This is a genomic window from Paenibacillus sp. PK1-4R (assembly GCF_030369595.1).
GTDB lineage: Bacteria > Bacillota > Bacilli > Paenibacillales > Paenibacillaceae > Paenibacillus.
Window position 1 is genome coordinate 5,913,748 of record NZ_CP126535.1, and the last position, 18,903, is coordinate 5,932,650.

General features: G+C 45.6%; 16 protein-coding genes. 1 reads left to right on the forward strand and 15 read right to left on the reverse strand.

What is annotated here, in order from left to right; translation table 11 throughout:
* Positions 1-866: 866 nt before the first annotated feature.
* The 3 genes from QNO02_RS25810 to trxB form a co-directional block, all read right to left on the reverse strand.
* Positions 867-2,690, reverse strand: coding sequence for an AraC family transcriptional regulator (locus QNO02_RS25810; RefSeq protein WP_289390394.1), 1,824 nt, complete (start codon positions 2,688-2,690; stop codon positions 867-869).
* 403 nt (positions 2,691-3,093) lie between these two features.
* Positions 3,094-3,324: a glutaredoxin family protein gene (locus tag QNO02_RS25815; protein ID WP_036668031.1), complete on the reverse strand. Its 231-nt coding sequence runs from the start codon at positions 3,322-3,324 to the stop codon at positions 3,094-3,096.
* 62 nt (positions 3,325-3,386) lie between these two features.
* Positions 3,387-4,328, reverse strand: a complete 942-nt coding sequence (gene trxB, locus QNO02_RS25820; protein WP_036668032.1) for a thioredoxin-disulfide reductase — start codon at positions 4,326-4,328, stop codon at positions 3,387-3,389.
* A 256-nt stretch (positions 4,329-4,584) separates the two neighbouring features.
* Here trxB and QNO02_RS25825 point away from each other — a divergent pair, with 256 nt between their 5' ends.
* Complete coding sequence (locus tag QNO02_RS25825; protein WP_036606933.1) at positions 4,585-5,316, forward strand: ZIP family metal transporter; 732 nt, start codon at positions 4,585-4,587, stop codon at positions 5,314-5,316.
* Positions 5,317-5,438: 122 nt separating this feature from the next.
* On the opposite strand, the gene QNO02_RS25830 is transcribed toward QNO02_RS25825, so the two are convergent.
* The 12 genes from QNO02_RS25830 to QNO02_RS25885 form a co-directional block, all read right to left on the reverse strand.
* The gene (locus tag QNO02_RS25830; RefSeq protein ID WP_289390395.1) at positions 5,439-6,248 is read right to left on the reverse strand and encodes an alpha/beta fold hydrolase; all 810 of its coding nucleotides are present in this window, start codon (positions 6,246-6,248) and stop codon (positions 5,439-5,441) included.
* 132 nt (positions 6,249-6,380) lie between these two features.
* On the reverse strand, positions 6,381-8,396 hold the full coding sequence (locus QNO02_RS25835; RefSeq protein ID WP_289390396.1) for a heavy metal translocating P-type ATPase: 2,016 nt from the start codon (positions 8,394-8,396) through the stop codon (positions 6,381-6,383).
* Positions 8,397-8,817: 421 nt separating this feature from the next.
* Positions 8,818-10,125, reverse strand: coding sequence for a homocysteine synthase (locus QNO02_RS25840; protein WP_036606925.1), 1,308 nt, complete (start codon positions 10,123-10,125; stop codon positions 8,818-8,820).
* A 238-nt stretch (positions 10,126-10,363) separates the two neighbouring features.
* Positions 10,364-11,209 carry a sugar phosphate isomerase/epimerase family protein gene (locus tag QNO02_RS25845; protein ID WP_074096473.1) on the reverse strand — a complete coding sequence of 282 codons (846 nt, stop codon included), beginning with the start codon at positions 11,207-11,209 and terminating at the stop codon, positions 10,364-10,366.
* Positions 11,210-11,246: 37 nt separating this feature from the next.
* Complete coding sequence (gene kduD / locus QNO02_RS25850) at positions 11,247-11,999, reverse strand: 2-dehydro-3-deoxy-D-gluconate 5-dehydrogenase KduD (RefSeq protein WP_062836432.1); 753 nt, start codon at positions 11,997-11,999, stop codon at positions 11,247-11,249.
* A 77-nt stretch (positions 12,000-12,076) separates the two neighbouring features.
* On the reverse strand, positions 12,077-12,835 hold the full coding sequence (locus QNO02_RS25855; RefSeq protein WP_289392894.1) for a DeoR/GlpR family DNA-binding transcription regulator: 759 nt from the start codon (positions 12,833-12,835) through the stop codon (positions 12,077-12,079).
* Between the two features lie 260 nt (positions 12,836-13,095).
* Positions 13,096-13,935 carry a 5-dehydro-4-deoxy-D-glucuronate isomerase gene (kduI, locus tag QNO02_RS25860; protein WP_036606918.1) on the reverse strand — a complete coding sequence of 280 codons (840 nt, stop codon included), beginning with the start codon at positions 13,933-13,935 and terminating at the stop codon, positions 13,096-13,098.
* 216 nt (positions 13,936-14,151) lie between these two features.
* Positions 14,152-14,481, reverse strand: a complete 330-nt coding sequence (gene cyoD, locus QNO02_RS25865) for a cytochrome o ubiquinol oxidase subunit IV (protein WP_091019256.1) — start codon at positions 14,479-14,481, stop codon at positions 14,152-14,154.
* On the reverse strand, positions 14,482-15,102 hold the full coding sequence (cyoC, locus tag QNO02_RS25870) for a cytochrome o ubiquinol oxidase subunit III (protein ID WP_091038523.1): 621 nt from the start codon (positions 15,100-15,102) through the stop codon (positions 14,482-14,484). It abuts the gene before it with no gap.
* Positions 15,103-17,073 (reverse strand): cbb3-type cytochrome c oxidase subunit I, encoded by a 1,971-nt coding sequence (locus QNO02_RS25875; RefSeq protein ID WP_091038522.1) that lies wholly within the window; start codon positions 17,071-17,073, stop codon positions 15,103-15,105.
* 21 nt (positions 17,074-17,094) lie between these two features.
* Positions 17,095-18,069 (reverse strand): ubiquinol oxidase subunit II, encoded by a 975-nt coding sequence (cyoA, locus tag QNO02_RS25880; protein WP_091038520.1) that lies wholly within the window; start codon positions 18,067-18,069, stop codon positions 17,095-17,097.
* Positions 18,070-18,387: 318 nt separating this feature from the next.
* The gene (locus QNO02_RS25885; protein WP_091038518.1) at positions 18,388-18,651 is read right to left on the reverse strand and encodes a hypothetical protein; all 264 of its coding nucleotides are present in this window, start codon (positions 18,649-18,651) and stop codon (positions 18,388-18,390) included.
* Positions 18,652-18,903: the final 252 nt, after the last annotated feature.

Genomic DNA, 18,903 nt, shown 5'->3' on the forward strand with positions numbered 1-18,903 from the left:
TCCCCTTTCGCAGTCATTCATGGGTACACGTTATCATGTACTCTGAATTATCTACGCAAGGGGATTTTTCAGCTGCCATGAGTCCATTCTCAACATGGATGTTGAATTATGGACAAATCAAATTCTCTTAATTTCGTTCTTCCATCATATAAATGCTATCTTGGATCCATGCAGGATTTACAATTTCAATCTTTGAGGTTGGGTACCTATATATTTAATACTTTTACCTTGTTTCGAGATCCGACCTCTGAAGAAGGTAGGCAACGGAGTTTTTTGACTTACTCTTTAATCCTAGTTAACGGAACAAAAGTAGTTAAACCAGTATGTTTTTTTACTTTTTAATGTAAAATTATCGTTAATTAGAATTTAATATTGTTTGCACTTGATCAGAGAGGAGCTTTAATATGCTCAAACAGACATCTGGATTCCTGTTTGATTTTATACTTTGTTCTATCCTTTATTTTATTGGTATAACCCTACTATGGGGTATAGAACTGCAAGTTTATCCTATGATGAGTGTTAATCCAAAAGATTATATTTTGATATTCTTTGTAATTAATTGTTTGATAACTTTTCTTATTCATTCTAGATTTTATAATTTTGGAAATTGGTATACCTCACGAAAAATAATGATTAAATCCCGAACTAAAAAAATAGTAATGTCGGTTATTATTATAATGGCCTTAATTCCAATCGCCTTAACTAGTATGTGAACCTGTCAGATTACTACAAATTACTCTTTTCTAAAGTAAACTCACCTGTATAAAATGCAAAATCCCCTTTCGCAGTAATTCCCGGAGTTCATGTTACCATGTGCTCCACATTACAACGGTAAGGGGATTTTTCACGTTACCTAGGTTAGATCACTATTTTTTAGAATTCTGTAGAGCGCGTTCTTCCATCATGTCGACAATATCCTGAATCTGGCCCATCACGGAGATCGGGTCGGAGAAATAGAATTTGTAACCATCAATTTCGTATAACTCATTGTTTTTGACTGCGTCTAGCGTTCCCCATACCGGATCACTTGCATAGTTAAACGATTCCGCTTTGGCATCCACGGCCATAAACACACGATCACCGGCGTATGTCTCCACAATCTCGCTTGAGATTGTAGCCCAACCCACTTTCGGATCAATTTCGCGTTGCACATTATCGTTCATGGGAATACCCAATTCGCCATGAATACCTCTGCCTGTATATGCATTACCATAGAGCGTAATGTTTTTGACAATCCCTCCGGCAAAGACCGTAGCAGTCTCTCCCTCTTTGATAATACCGCTCAAACGTTCCTTGGCTGAAGCCAGATTCTTTTCAAACTCGACAAGCCATGCCGATGCTTCCGCCTCTTTACCAAGCATAACTCCAAGTTCCTTCACCTGATCACGAACCGGTGCTGAGTTGTCCAGATAAACGGTTGGTGCAATTTTGGAATAGGCCTCGTAACTTTGGGCATCACCTGTAACAATTAGATCCGGATTCAGGCCCGTGATTGCTTCCAGATTGTCCGAAACATCTTCGATACCGGAGACTTGTCCCTCTAAATAAGGATTTTGCATGAACAAGCCATTACTACCCACGGGCTTAACGTTCAGTGCCAGAATATGCCCCAAAAAGAAGTCCGTTACGACACGTTGAGGACTCGCTGGTACCTCTACCTCACCCATAGATGTGTTAACTATGCGTTTTGTCGCCTGATTATTTTGATTTGTATTATTTTCGTTTGAATTGCTCGCCTCACCAGCCGTTGCTTCCGATTGAGCCGTACTACCATCTCCTGCTGCACTTCCCGTATGTACCGAAGAACCCCCACTGCATGCACTTAGCAGTAATCCAAATGCCATGAGCAGTGTGATCGGTACTCTCTTTATATTTCTTAACATGTCTTCAGACCCTCCATCCAAATATTGATAATAATTATCATTATCATAAGATGGAATATAACACGGGTCTGGAAAGCCTACAATATGATTTCTTCCTTCTAAGGATATAACATCTTCCTCCTTGATTTGCTTCCGATACATCTGTGGAGAAATTCCGCTGTACTTTTTAAAGGCATTGCTGAAATAATATGCATCCTGATACCCGATAGATGATGCAATTACTCGTAACGGAAGCTTCGTCTCGGCCAATAGTTTATATGCTTTTTGCATACGTAGACGGATTAAACAGTCAATCGGTCCACGATTAAGCACTTGTTTGAAACAATTCGAAAGATGACCCGGACTTCGCCCCATCACTCCAGCCAAAGAATCCAACGTATGCGATTTTGCATAGTTCTGCAACAGGTACTCCAGAGTCTGTATGACCAACTCGACTGGACTAGCCGTTTTGACGACCGGAGACTGTAAATAGTATTGTTCCACCATGTGATAAACCCATTGATAGAAAGATGCCTTAAGTTGAAGCGGAACCGCAGGGCCCTCCTGCTGCCGGGTCTCTAACATACGATCTGCAATTTCATATAACATCATTGGCTGCGTTAGTGTCACACGATATGTAATGTGAGTTGGATCTTTGTGTTCATCTACAAACAGCGGCTCATCGCTGGACGTTGACTGCCGTTCTGCTTTATACGAAATCAGTATATACTCTGCTCCGTCTGAACCTGCGTTAACTTCAAACAGACTCTTGGAAGGAGCATGAATAATCTCAAAAGGATGGATGGAATAGGTCTTCTGATTGAGCAATACCAGTAAGTTCCCCCTCTTTATACAGAAAAAACTGCAGGACTGCATCGTGAATAATGCTCTTTCACCCTTTGCAAGAATAGCTCTTTCAACATGAATATCTCGTATACTCGCCTGTTCCCAGAAGCGAAAATGCTCCTCCTGATCTATAATCATGCTGCTTGTTCACCTCAATTATGCTCTGCGACTTAAGAAAATGATATCGCACTTCTGTGCATCGGACAATTCCGAATGATGCTTGTGACCAGATACCAAGCTATCCGATTTACTCAAAGAGAACGCACAAAAAACCGTACCCTTCCGGGTACGGTTCTTTCTATATCCTAACGGCTCGCGAAAACCGGAATTGCATATGAATCGAAAATTTCTTTCAACATATGATGATTCAGATAATCAGCCTGATTTAAGCGTCCAATGCTTTGGCAAATTGAGTTTTGTTCATACCCAGAATGCGGTGTTCACCAATGACAGTCAATGGCACGGCACGTACACCCATGTCCCATACTTGTTGTGCAAATTCATCGCTTGTTTCGATGTTGCGTTCTTCATAAGAAATACCTTTGTCAGCCAGGAACGTTTTTACGGATTTGCAGTTCGGGCAGTTCGTTGATGTATATACAATTACGTTTTCCATGTTTAATTCACCTCATATGGTTTTATATTAATCTATAGTTTGGTTGGAATCAGCTCATTCTATTACAGAACAACTGCGCTGTGCTCCAAGCTCTCAATGTATTTCTCTGTGTCCATGGCAGCCATACATCCGCTACCTGCAGCTGTAATCGCTTGTTTGTAACGTGTATCCTGAACGTCACCACATGCAAATACGCCTGGGATGTTTGTCTCGGATGTACCTGGTGTAGTCAGGATATATCCATGTTCGTCCGTAGTGATCTGTCCGCCAAGGAAACCAGTGTTTGGTGTGTGACCGATTGCTACGAATACGCCGCTTGCTGGAATCACTTCTTCTTCACCTGTTTCGTTGTTCAACACTTTCAATCCGGTTACGCCGTTGTCGCCAGCAAGTACTTCGAGTGGTGTACGGTTCAAAGCCATTTCTACTTTTTCGTTGCTGCGTGCACGATCCTGCATGATTTTGGAGCCACGCAGTTCTTCACGACGGTGTACCAGTGTTACTTTGGAACCGAAACGGGACAAGAAGCTTGCTTCCTCAAGGGCAGAGTCGCCACCGCCGATGACGATGATTTCTTTGTTACGGAAGAAGAATCCATCACATGTTGCACATGTGCTGACACCGCGCCCCACGTTCGTTTCTTCGCCAGGAATACCAAGATATTTAGCAGATGCGCCTGTAGACAGGATCAATGTTTCGGATACGAGTTCACCCATACCTTCAACTTGAATCTTGAATGGACGTTCACTCATGTCGATGTTGTTCACCCAGCCTGTGCGGAATTCAGCACCGAAGCGCTCGGCTTGTTTACGCATGTTATCCATCAGTTCAGGACCCATAATACCATCAGGGAAACCTGGGAAGTTCTCCACTTCAGTCGTTGTTGTCAGTTGGCCACCAGGTTGTGGTCCTTCAATAACGAGTGGGTTCAAGTTGGCACGTGCCAGATAGATTGCTGCTGTCAGCCCTGCAGGGCCTGTTCCAATAATAATTGATTTATACATGTATAGTTCCTCCCCCGGGTTCTGCAAAAAGGTTAGACCCTCCGGCATCAAAAGCTTAGGCTTTTGCATACACTAGAACGAAAAGCCTACATCATGTCCACAAGACCTGCCTGTGAAATGACAATGGCCCTATGCAGAAACGGAATTCTAATTTATAATCATTCTAATCTGTTGTTCATTATGATCTCTTTTATGTACGGTGTCAATGCTCGGCAGCGATTATGAAGAAGTCTTCATCAGGAGGGAAAATGGAAGCATGAACGATGCACTCATTGGCAGTTTTATATCAGCCATGTCTACCGGCCTAGGGGCCGTACCAATTCTATTTATGCGCAAAATATCGCACCGTCTACGTGATATCTTGCTGGCATACGCCGCAGGTATTATGACCTCGGCCTCGGTTTATAATCTTATTCCGGAAGCGCTTGGCCAATCGAATCTCTTTGTACTTGCATTTGGTATTATGCTTGGTAGCCTGGTTCTACTGGTGCTGGAGATGAAGATTCCACACGTCGATCTGGAGAATCCCGAGAAAATGCCTTTTAAAATTGAAACCAAAGCCTTCATGATTATTGCAGCCATCACAATGCATAACCTGCCGGAAGGGTTATCCGTTGGCGTCAGCTATGCAAGCTCGGATGAGAACCTGGGCAATCTCATTGCCTTCTCCATCGGATTGCAGAATGCACCGGAAGGATTCTTGGTGGCCCTCTTTCTTGTGAACCAGAACATTGGCCGCTTCAAAGCACTGGGTATTGCCACCCTGACCGGAGCGGTAGAGATTATTACAGCTATGATTGGTTACACCTTGAGCAGTCTCGTAGCTGGTCTTGTGCCTTATGGTCTGGCCTTTGCAGCCGGTGCGATGATGTTCATTGTTTATAAGGAACTTATTCCCGAGAGTCACGGCGATGGCAATGCACGTGTGGCGACGATGTCCTTTTTGCTCGGGCTCATCACGATGATTGGTCTGACCGAACTGTTTTAATTGAAGACTAAAGAACCCGGCGAACAGTCCAAGACTGTCGACCGGGTTCTTTGTTTAGCCACAAATGAAGATTCCATGAAATTACTGGAACCGCCTGTCAGAGGCATTATGCCCTCTCCTGATCAGGATTGGATGAAACGTATCAGTTCAGAATTGAATTTTTCCAATTCATCATAGAATGCACCATGACCGCTCTCTTCAAAAGCAATCAATTGAGACGATGCGATGCCCTTGTGCATCTGCTCGGCGAATTCAAACGGACAGATCTCATCCTTTTTCCCGTGCAAAATGGCTGTCGGCACCTGAATGGAACTCAGTTCACCTCGCAAGTCCTCATCGCGCAACGCAATTGCACTGCGAATGGTACCATAGGATGAAGCCTCCATGCCAAGCGCGTGGAACCAATCCATGAATGGCTGGCTGTGTTTCTTCGCAAAGAACATGCCGCCAAACGTCTCCAGCAACTTCGGACGATCTGCAAAGATCGGCTCAATGATCTGCTCGTTCAACTGCTCTGGAGTCAATCCATATGGATAACCTTCACGCTGTGTGAACACAGGGGCTGCCGCAGATAACAAGGCCAGCTTGGAGACACCATGTCCCTTATGGCGAGCCATGTAATGAACTGCGATCGCTCCACCCATGGAGAACCCTGCGAGTACCGCGTCTGTCAGCTCCAGCTCATCGATAACGGCACGAACATCGTCTGCCATGCGATCATAATCATACCCTGTGGATGGCTTATCCGATAAGCCATATCCTCTAAAATCTATCGCAATGGCACGAATGCCATGGTTCGGCAGTACGTTCAATTGGTATTCAAACATTTTATAATTAACAGGCCAGCCGTGCAAAAAGACAACCGGGGTTCCTTCGCCAATATCTTCAACATATACTTTTACATTTGGTTCCACTTGTACATAACGTCCCATATTTCACAGCTCCCTTATTATCGAATCGTCTCTTCGAAACATTACCCGCTGACCCAAGGTTCAAACGTGAGCCGTTCAATCAGCCGCATACTACAGGCGAAACCAATTAACTATTTTCCTCTCCAAATCTGATTACCGCAGCAGCCTAAGCCCATTCAGAATAACCAGAATTGTACTGCCTTCATGACCTACCACACCTAGAGGCAATGCGACGTCTTGGAGGAAGTTACCCGCAATTAAAGCCAGAATAACGGTGATGGCAAAGAACATATTCTGCTTCACCGTGCGCTGTGCTCGACGAGCCTGCCCAATCACCCAAGCGATCTCTTCAATGTTGTCGTTCATGAGTACCGCATCAGCGACCTCGAGTGCAGTTCCGCTGCCGGACAATCCCATCCCCATACCCACAGTAGCTGCTGCAAGTGCTGGTGCATCATTTACACCATCCCCTACCATCAGTACAGGACCATACTGTTTGCGGAGCGTTTGGACCTGCTTCACTTTATCTTCTGGCAGCAAGTCTGCATAGACCATACTTACCCCCGTTTCACGCGCAATCACAGAAGCTGATCTGACTCGATCTCCTGTTAACATCGCAACTTTAACGCCCATCACTTCAAGCTTTTTCACTGCGGCTGCTGCCTGAGGTCGTACCGTATCCCGCATGGCGATCAGCCCGACCAATTCACCATCAGCCATCACAACGGATACGGTTTTTCCCTCCCCCTCAAGACGAGAGCGTACATCGTCCCACTCAGAAGACACCTTCACAGGGTTAACACCCTGTTTATCTGGATCATCAACGTTACCACTGTTTATCTTCTCTGACTGCATCGATTCCATTACATTAGTTTTGCCAATGCTCCAGACCACATTGTTTACCGTTCCTTCGATACCCCAGCCTGTTAGAGCCTGTACGTGCTCCGCTTCCTGAAGGGTAATGTTCTCCTTGTTCGCCTGATCTACGATAGCACGAGCCAAGGGGTGCATGGAGATGTTTTCAATCGCTGCCACCGCAGCTAACAGCTGGGTGCGATCTATATTTTCAGCCGTAATAATATCGGTGACTTGCGGGGTGCCCATGGTCAATGTACCTGTTTTGTCAAAAGCCACGACCCGCGTGCGAGCCATATTCTCCATATGGGCACCTCCCTTAAAGAGAATACCACGGCGGGCGCTGCTGGACATCGCGGACAGCATGACAGGCATGATCGAAGACACCAGTGCACAAGGCGAAGCAACAACCAGAAATACCATCGCTTTATAAAATGCCTCATTCCATGTCCAGCCAAGCAGCAGTGGAGTTCCTGCAATGACAAGTAAAGTCACCCCTACAACAATGCGTGCGTATATTCCTTCGAACCGCTCCATAAAGCGCTGGGAATCCGGTACTTCCGCTTGCGCTTCTTCCACCATTTTAATGATTTTGCCGAACACTGAACCTTCAGCCGATTTTGTGACCTCTACGTATAAGGCCCCCTCCCCGTTTACCGTACCTGCATAGACTTCATCCCCCGCAACTTTGTCCACAGGCAGGGATTCTCCGGTGATGGACGACTGATTGATAAAAGAACTCCCCCGGTACACCACGCCATCCGCAGGAATCAGTTCTCCCGGTTTGACCAACAGCAGATCACCCGGCTGCAGATCATCAATAGCCACGAGATTCATCTGTCCATCTTCAATACGCAGTGCAGTCTCCGGCTTAAGTGCGAGCAACGATGAGATATCCTTATGACTGCGCTCTGTCGCATAACTTTCCAACGCACCACTGAGTGCAAAAATAAAGATAAGCATCGCGCCTTCATTCCAGTAACCGATGGCTGCTGCCCCAAGGGATGCGGCAATCATCAGCAGATTTACATCCAGATCACGGTCCTTAACCAGTGTCTCGATACCTTCCTTCGCTTTGGTCCAACCGCCCACGGCATACGCCACAATGTAGAGCATGATGGATAAGGTACCAAAATACGGTGCAGTTCCCCAGGCAATCAGCATCAACAGCCCGCTGCCCAATGCAGATTGCATCTCTTTATTCTGCATCATGGCTTTAAAATCAGGTTTCTTGCCCCGATTGGGGCCGGGTGTTTGGGATGAGCGTTGTTCTGCTTGTTTCTGTCTGTGTAGAGGTTGATGTATCGCTTGCATATGAATCACGTTCCTTTCGAATGGTAGGTTTGCGGATAGTGAATGTGCTCAAGTTCCGCTTCCAGAAATGAAGTTGTATTGAGAATGAGAGCCATTGTTAATGCCCTAAAAATGACACATGCTGCTGCGGGAATCCCGCAGCAGCATGGTTTTGTGAATGATTTTACAAAAATTTCGAATGAGAATGATAATCATTTTTGTACTTATGCAATTATTTTTACCCAATACAACTTTTAATCAGTATATGCCCGCGGTCCTCATTTGTAAATGGCCTTTTTCAATGGTTACTCATAAATACGTGTTCAAAAAGACAAAAAGCCGCTGTCCCAGAGGACAACGGCTTTAACCATCTATTTACATTCATTTGACCTGTTTATGGCATATCACTTAAGTGATTGTTCGCACATCCACCCAATGCCATTTACGCGCCTACACTTGCTCCCTGACTTGCTTTGATGGCTTGCTCCAGATCATAGATAATGTCTTGAATGTTCTCCGTACCCACAGACAGACGAATCAATTCCGGATTAACCCCTGCTGCAGTTTGTTCATCTTCAGTCAACTGTGCGTGAGTTGTACTTGCCGGGTGAATAATCAGTGACTTGGAGTCGCCCACGTTTGCAAGGTGAGAGAACAGTTTGACACTTTCAATCAATTTGCGCCCCGCGTCCGCACCACCTTTGATTCCAAAGGTCAGAATGGCACCCTGCCCTCTTGGCAAATACTTCTGTGCAAGCTCGTAAGAACCGTGGCTCGGCAGACCTGCGTAACTTACCCATGACACATCCTCATGTTTCTCAAGGAATTCCGCAACTGCAAGGGCATTGCTACTATGACGCTCTACGCGCAAATGTAACGTCTCCAGTCCTTGCAGCAACAACCAGGAGTTGAATGGAGAGATCGTTGCACCCAGGTCACGCAATAGCTGTACACGAGCTTTGATAATATAAGCAATCGGTCCAACCGCTTCCGTATATACAACACCGTTATAACTGGAGTCCGGCTCCGTCAATCCAGGGAACTTGCCACTTGCTTTCCAGTCAAATTTTCCGCTATCCACGATAACGCCACCAATGGATGTACCATGACCCCCAATAAATTTCGTTGCAGAGTGAACGACAATATCTGCGCCATGTTCGATGGGACGAAGCAGGTACGGACTTGGGAACGTATTATCCACGATCAAAGGAATTCCATGTTCATGAGCGATAGCTGCTACCGCTTCAATATCCAGTACATTCCCCTTTGGATTACCGATCGTTTCGGCATACAATGCTTTCGTTTTCTCCGTAATCGCTGCCCGGAAATTCTCAGGATCACTGGAATCCACAAATTTCACGTCCAAACCCAGTTTCGGCAAAGTTGTCGAGAACAGATTGTATGTACCTCCATACAAACTCGCCGAAGACACGATCTCATCACCTGCACCAGCAATATTCAGAAGTGAAAACGTAATGGCTGCTTGACCAGAAGCTGTAGCCAGCGCGCCAGCTCCGCCTTCCAACGCTGCAATCCGTTGCTCAAACACGTCGGTTGTTGGATTCATCAAACGGGTATAGATGTTGCCAAACTCTTTCAAACCAAACAGGTTAGCTGCATGCTCGGTGTCCTTGAATCCATAGGATGTTGTCTGATACAAGGGTACAGCTCGTGCGTTGGTGGTTGGATCAATCTCCTGGCCTGCATGAATTGCCAATGTTTCAAATGAAAGCTCACGTTCGTTTGACATAAATCTGAATCCTCCCTCGATATATACGTTCTTGAAGTTCCTGATGTCTTCACATGGTGGCATATGTTTTCCATATTCTCTCACAAGATGTCGTATTTGAAAAGACTTATTTCCGATTGTTCCGATAAGAAAAATTAAATATGTACACTATTTATTTCTGTACTAAAAAAACCTTTGCCCTCGCAAAGGTTTTTCAGCTACTTTGGCTTAGGTATGCAATACCGAAGCCAGGGTTTGGTTAGACCCGAACTGCACTCCATACTTCACGCAAATGTTTGGCTGCAGGTACAGCTTCCTCCGCAGTTACGCCTTCAAGTGAAATATCGATATGTGGCTTATACGTTTTTAGCAATTCAAAAAATAACGGGTAATCCAGTATTCCTGCCCCAGGTACTGGGTTGAACTTCTCTCCCTGTGCATCAAAGGCTACATCTTTGGCATGGATCACAATCATGCGCTGATACAGCGATTCCATCACCTCGCGCAAGAAAGCCCCTTGATCTGCAGCATGTGGTTGCTTGATCAGATTACACGGGTCGAACAGCATCCCCAGATTCGATGAAGGAATCTCTTCAAACAAACGTGTCATATGTTCATGGGTATGAAGAGTATGTGTGGACACAGGCTCAATCGCCGCATGCACGCCCCATTTCTCCGCTTCCTCAGCCAACTCCTCAACCGTTTCTTTCAGCACACTCCACGCCTTCTCTTCATATCCATCCGGATGTGTATCCTGATAGGTGTCCAAGCCCCCGGTCTCCGTTGCTACCATGCTGCAACCAAAATCCCGGGCATAACGCAGATGCTCCTTGAATCGATCAATGTCCGCACGTCGTCTTACTGGATCAGGGTCAATCGGATTAATATAACAGCCCAGTACTGCAATCTTCACCCCGCGCTGTGCAAATTGATCTCCGATCTCATTTGCCAGTCCGGGGCTCAGCTTGCCATTTGATGAGTCCACATCTGATAATGCTTTGGCCAGCGCCAGCTGTACGGAATTAAATCCGTTATCCGCAATCGTCTGTGCAAGCTGTGCTGTAGGCTGTTTGCCAAATGTATGTGCCAGAATACCAAGTTTCATCTCACTGCCTCCTTATGCTAATCCGATTATCAAACGATTAACGTGCCATCCAGCCTCCATCGACATTCAGCACATGACCATTCAAATAATCCGAAGCGGCAGATGCCAGAAAGACAACCGGGCCTTTCAGATCTTCTGGTGTTCCCCAACGCCCCGCAGGAATACGGGCTGTAATATCCCGGTAACGATTCTCGTCCGCACGGATCTGAGTAGTATTATCGGTTTCCATATAACCAGGTGCGATACCGTTAATCTGGATTCCTTTACCTGCCCATTCATTGGCGAGTGCTTTGGTTAAACCGGCAACGCCATGTTTACTGGCTGTATATCCTGGCACGTTGATCCCACCTTGATAGGACAACATGGAAGCAATATTAATGATTTTGCCACTTCCGCGTTCAATCATATGTCTGCCTGCCAATTGGCTTAGGAAAAATACAGTGTTCAGGTTCAGACCAATTACATCATGCCAGTCCTGCCCTGCATGATCAGCCGCAGGTGTGCGACGGATGATTCCGGCATTGTTGACGAGAATGTCAATTCTGCCCTGGAACGCAAGCGCCTGTTCGAACACAGCCGACAACTCATCTTCACGACTTAAATCCGCTTCAATCACATAAGCCTTGCGTCCGAGTGCTTCAATGGCACTTGCCGTTTCCGCAGGCTTGGAATAAGAGACCAGCACCACATCAGCACCTGCTTCTGCCAAACCAATGGCCATCCCTTGTCCAAGTCCTCCCGAGGTACCTGTCACCAGTGCAACTTGTCCGCTTAAATCAAATGGGTTCATGAATGATTCCTCCGCATGGTTTTGATATGCAATCCTTAGAGCCGTCCGTTCTTTAATCCCATGAATAATGAATGAGGTTAACTTTGATAATCCACTGTGACACCGCTCTGCTCGTATAAGGCCACCGTCTCTTCATCCAAACGACTATCGCTGATAATGTAGTCCAGTTCCGAACACTGGGCAAAAGTCCGAAGTGCAAATTGTCCAAATTTATAATGATCCACAACGCCGTATACTTGCTGCGAGGCAGATATCATTGCTTTTTTCAAAGGAACCAGATCTCCCGTGTATATGGATAATCCAAATTCGGGATGAAGGGCTGTCGTGGATATAAAGGCTTTATGAATGTTAAGACTGGATATAAACGCAGCCGTATCATCCCCAACCAACATATTCCGTACACGCGCCCCGCCAGGCACAACCAGTCGCACTTGCTCCTTTTTGGTCAACTCCGCAATAATGAACAGGTCATTGGTCACCACCGTCAGTGGTTGATTATCGAGACGTTTGGCCATCTCCAGCGTGGTGCTGCCACCATCGAGGGCAACGATATCTCCAGGTCGAATGTAAGTAAGGGCACGTTCAGCAATCTCCGTCTTCTCCGGATGATGCTTCTCGGTAACTCCGCGGCTATTCAAGATGCCATACTGATCATTCTGAGCCAGCATAGCACCACCGTGGACACGTACGAGCAGTCCCATACTCTCCAACTTGTCGAGATCCTCTCGCACTGTTTTCCCAGTCACCTGCAGCAACTCACTCAGATCACTGACGGTTACTTCCTGACGCTCCAGCAGAGCCTCCATAATTTTTTCATGTCTTTTCAATGGATTCATCATAATCAACTTCCTATATCACCTGAGTCAAATAGCAGTTTCACACGTACACTTCGGGTACAGAAAACCTTCCGATCACTCTTATCCCCATATTTCCTTTGATCCCTTATTTAAAGGGAGAAATCTGGTGATAAAGGCAAGCTTATGCTTTCGAAGCAGCTTTCTTTCCAGAAAGCTTTTAGCTTCGCTTCTTCTGGTCCTTTCTGTACCCTCCGTTCTAGTGTCTACCCTGTCAATTTAACTCAGACATCTGTAATTTATTATTTCAGGTCTTTCATGGCTACGCCGTCCATATCTTCGAACGTCTGGTTCTCGCCAGCCATCGCCCAACAGAAGGTGTAATTGCTTGTACCCACACCACTGTGAATGGACCAGCTTGGGGAAATAATCGCCTGGCGATCACGTACAACCAGATGGCGTGTTTCGTTTGGCTCACCCATCATATGGAATACAACACCGTCTTCAGGCAAGTTCCAGTACAAGTATACTTCCGAACGGCGGTTATGGGTATGTGCAGGCATCGTGTTCCACATGTTACCCTTGTCGAGTTCGGTAATGCCCATCACCAACTGACAACTCTGAATTCCACCTTCTCCTTGGTGAATGTAACGATAGATCGTACGCTCATTGGAAGTTTCGATGCTGCCCAGATGATTCGGCTGAGCTTGTTCTTGCGTTGCTTTTACTGTTGGATAGGTGTGATGAGCCGGTGTGGATACAAAATAGAATTGGGCAGGTTGAGCCTTGTCACTGCTCGTGAACACAACTTCCTTCACACCTCTACCGATGTAGAGACATTCCTTCGCTCCAATCTCATAACCTTGTCCGTCCGCTGTCACTGTTCCGTGACCACCGACATTAATGATACCGATTTCACGACGCTCCAGGAAAAAGTTCGTTCCGATATCTTTCAGGTTCACTTCAAGGGTAATGTCCTTGCTCTCAGGTACAGCCGTTCCCACAATATAACGATCCACATGAGAATACACCGTTACCAATTCATCGGTTGCAAACAATTGCTCCATCAAAAATTCCTCACGCAGGCGAGATGTATCATACGTTTTCACTTCATTGGGATGTGCAGCATAACGATTTTCCATTATTAATCCATTCCTTTCGTCATTTAAATTAGTTGGGATTGAGTTTGATAATGTTCATATAAGTTCATTTTAGTTCATTATGTATCTTTTGTGTACCTTTATTTTTAAAATAATTCATATCATTAATCACTAACGATGTTTATTTCTTAAATAAAAGCAAAAAAAAGATCCCCGCAGTCTGTAAAACAGACCGGGAGATCTTCTTTGCTTCACATATTAATGTGCAACAGCATTGTTAAGCATGATCCAGATTGAACCAATTACAATGGTCATCATAATCAGTAATCCGAAAATAAGGGCCATGACATTCCAGCGTGGTTTCTCTGTTTCACGGATATGCATGAAGAAGAAGAGTTGAACCACAAACTGAAGTGCTGCTGTACCAAGAATCACAATGAGTGTACCTGTTTTGCCCATCATGTCGTTCAAAACCACCACAAGTGGAATGATTGTCAGTACGACGGACAGAATGAAGCCGATGACATAAGACTTCAGTGAGCCATGTTGTTCATGGCCGTGGGAATCATGTGAGTTGTGCTCTGCCATCTACATCACCCCCATGAGATAGACGATCGACAGGAGGAAGATCCATACGACGTCCAAGAAGTGCCAGTACAAGCTGATGACGTTGATCTTACCGCGAGTAACGTCGGTAATCCCACGTTTTTTCAGTTGGAACATGAGTCCGATCATCCAGATCAGACCAAGCGATACGTGAAGTCCGTGAGTACCCACGAGGGTGAAGAATGCACCAGAAGCTGCACTCGTCGTGTAACTAAAACCTTCGTGAACCATCTCAACAAACTCGTAAACCTCCAGAGCGATAAAGCTTGCACCCAGAACAGCTGTAACAATCAGCCAGTTAATCAATTGTTTTACTTTACCCTGGTTCATTGCCAGAACGGCAAGTCCGCTTGTAAATGAACTCGTGAGCAAGATGAATGTCTCGGCGATAACGCCAGGCATTTTGATCAGTTCGGACAAAATCGGTCCGCCCGCCGAATTGTCACGCAACACAATGAAGGTTGCGAACAATACGGAGAACAAGATAACGTCGGAAATCAGGAAGAACCAGAATCCGAGAATTTTCATTTCCTGTGGATCATGGTGGCCATGGTCATGACCATGCGCATGATTCTCACCGTGCTTAGCGGCTGCTTGAGCCATCTATACCGACCCCCTTAACGACGCTTCGGTACGCTTAATTTCGTCGACCGGAATGTAATAATCCGTATCGTAAGAGAATGAACGGGCGATCATACAGATGCCTACGCCAGCAAGTCCGAGAATCGCCATCCACAGCCAACCGAATACGAAGCCGAAACCAGCAACGAACCAGAAGACAGACATGATGAACGGAATCGAGGAATTCTTCGGCATGTGAATCGGCTCAAGCGGTTGCTCAGGCGGATAGATGCCTTTGGCACGACGTTCTTTCTCTTCCCACCACTCATCGATATCATCTCCGCGCGGTGTAACAGCGAAGTTATATTCAGGAGCTGGTGAAGGAATCGACCACTCGAGCGTACGACCATCCCATGGATCGCCGGAAGCTTTAAGTGTTTTGTATTTGCGAATACCGTCTGCAATTTGTGCAACTTGGAACAAGAATCCGACACCCATCAGGAATGCCCCGATTGTGGATACGAAGTTCAGTTCCCACCAGCCAGTATCCCAGCCGTATGTGCTCAGACGACGTGTCATACCCATCAGACCGACAGCGTACTGCGGCATGAAGCAGACATAGAAACCAATATTCCAAGTCCAGAATGCCCATTTGCCCAGTTTCTCTTCGAGTTGGAAACCGAACATTTTAGGCCACCAGTAATACAGACCAGCGAAGTATCCGAAGACAACGCCACCGATCAATACTTGGTGGAAGTGGGCAATCAGGAAGTAACTGTTGTGGAACTGGAAGTCAGCAGGAGCAACGGATAACAGAACGCCTGTCATACCCCCGACAATAAAGCACGGGATAAAGGCAAGTGTCCACATCATCGGAGTCGCCATGCGAATCCTTCCTCGATACATGGTAAACAACCAGTTAAATATTTTAACCCCTGTTGGAATAGCAATCAACATCGTAGTTACGGCGAAGAAGGCATTCACGTCCGCTCCTGAACCCATCGTGAAGAAGTGATGCGCCCATGTGAAGAAGGACAGGAAGCTGATAATTAACATTGCAAATACCATTGACTTGTAACCAAACAGTTTTTTCCGAGAGAAGGTACTTACAATCTCGGAGAACACACCGAATGCCGGCAAGACGACAATGTATACCTCAGGGTGACCCCACATCCAGATCAAGTTGATATACATCATTGGGTTACCGCCCAGATCAAGTGTGAAGAAATGCGCCCCGGCAAACCTGTCGAGGAATAACAATGCAAGTGTCACGGTCAAGATCGGGAAAGCAAACAAGATAATGATACAAGTGGAGAATACCGACCATGTGAACATCGGCATTTTCATCCATCTCATGCCTGGCGCACGCATTTTAATGATGGTAACCAGGAAGTTGATACCGGTAGCCAGGGAACCGATACCCGATATCTGTATACCCCATATATAGAAGTTCTGTCCGACCCCCGGACTGTGTGACAGCTCCGATAGAGGTGGATAACTCAGCCATCCCGCATCCGGTGAACCACCGATAACGAAGGACAGGTTAAACAGCATTGCTCCCAGGAAGAATAACCAGAAGCTCAATGCATTCAGAAACGGGAATGCAACGTCCCTTGCTCCGATCTGTAATGGCACGATAACGTTAAATAAACCAAACATAAATGGCATCGCCATGAACAAGATCATGATCGTGCCGTGAGTTGTAAAGACCTGATTATAATGTTCAGGATGTAAGAAATCCATGTTAGGCATAGCCAGCTGCAGACGCATCATCAATGCATCCACACCACCACGGAACAACATGATAATGGAAGCAATGATATACATAATACCGATCTTTTTATGATCGACGGTAGTTAACCAGTTACGCCAGAGCCAGCCCCATTTTTTGAAATAAGTCAGCACCGTTACGATAGTAATCATCGTAATACCGATGGCCACGTCTGCTCCATAGATCAGCGGGTCGCCAGTTACGAAAAACTCCGATGCAAACTCTTTAAGTCTCTCTAACATTGGGGGCCTCCTTTCGAATCTTTAGTTAGCACTCTTGTCCTCGTCTTGATTGGACTTGTCAGTTGCACTTTGAATGGCTCCAGAAGCTTCACTTGAACTTCCATGCTTACTGTGAGCACTTTGACCATCTACAACATACTTGGTCACAATATTTTGGAACAATCCTTCTGGGAAGGCAGAATAATAAGCAACATTGCTTGTTCCTGGTTCAGCCAGTGCTTTGTAACCTTCTGTAGTCAACGCCTGAGAACTCTGTTTCACTTCAGCTACCCAATTGTCGAAATCTTCGTCCGATGTAGCATTCACATCAAAACGCATTTCTCCAAAATGCTCACCTGTGAAGTTAGCGCCTGAACCCCAGTACTTGCCTTCATGATCTGCCTGCAGATACAAGGTCATCGCCATACCCGACATCGTATAAATCTGTCCTCCAAGTTGCGGAATCCAGAATGAGTTCATCGGTGAATCCGCAGTGAGTTCAAATTTCACGGGCCGGTCTGCCGGTATATTCAGCGTGTTGACCGTTGCAATCCCTTGCTCAGGATACATAAACAGCCATTTCCAGTCCAGTGAAGACACTTGGATGGTAATTGGTTCTTTCTCATGAGCCAACGGCTTCGAAGGCTCCAGATCATACGTGTAACGAATCGTTACAATTGCAAGTATTCCAATAATAATAATTGGAACCGTCCACCAGATTGCCTCCGCCTTCGTACTATGAGACCAGTTAGGCTCATAAGCAGCTTTGTTATCCGGCTTGTCGCGGTAACGCCATACGATTACGGCAGACAAAATGAGTACTGGCACAATGATGACAGCACACAAAATTGTCGAGATGACAATCAAATCTCTCTGCGAAGCGCCAATTGGCCCCTTCGGATCCAGAACAACGTACTGCCCGCCTGCCAGCATTGGCCAGACAATCAATGCAATTGTAACCAACGTCAGGACAACCGGAATGATAATCCGGATTAGCGACCTAGGTTTCTTGTTCATTTTGATCCCCTCTCCTTAAATTCGCTCATACTGAAAAATCAGTATACTACTCTCTTCCTACTAAAGATATCAGAAATGAACAACTTTTTTGTTCTTGTTAACAAATTTGTCGATTTTACACCTTAAATGTGTGAATTTTTTCTCACAAATCGCTTGCATGGTTGATATTTGCACATTGTAATCTTTACACTTCAAGTCACAAAATAAAACCCTTTGCAGTCCCGTTGAACAGTGTCAACGAATCCGCAAAGGGCTTTATTGACTGGATTCCGGGAACTTATCCAGTCTTATTATGAACGAATTAACGCAGGATTATAATCAATCGGCGCCTTCGTCTTCCCGGCGTGTATGAACAAGGCCAATTGCTTTGGCAATAACGTAAATAAACACACTACCTACAAGGAATCCAATACCAACCATCAAGCCAAGATTACGATCATTAAAGTCGTTCAGATTGATCAGACACATGACCACTCCCGTAATGAGTGCGACCCATGCCAGAACTGTCATCGTCAAGACGGCGCGCCGCATATTTTTGTCTTTGCGCTCCAATTGGCTGACCATTGCTGTCTTCGATGCCATAGTAAACACTTCCTTTTCCCTTTTTGTAAGTGCTTTCCTTATACCAATATACCACATCAGTATGATTTTTAGTCAACAAATGTTCAAATTTTATTCGCAATTTGGACACTTTATTTTAATTTCAACCGTTGACAAAACATTTTTCAATTCACTTATACTTCTTATAACCCAAAAAACGTCTCTTCATAACAGGAACTGCACTTGACCTTATGAAACCTTTATGAACTACTCATTTCCAACGGTAAAAATACA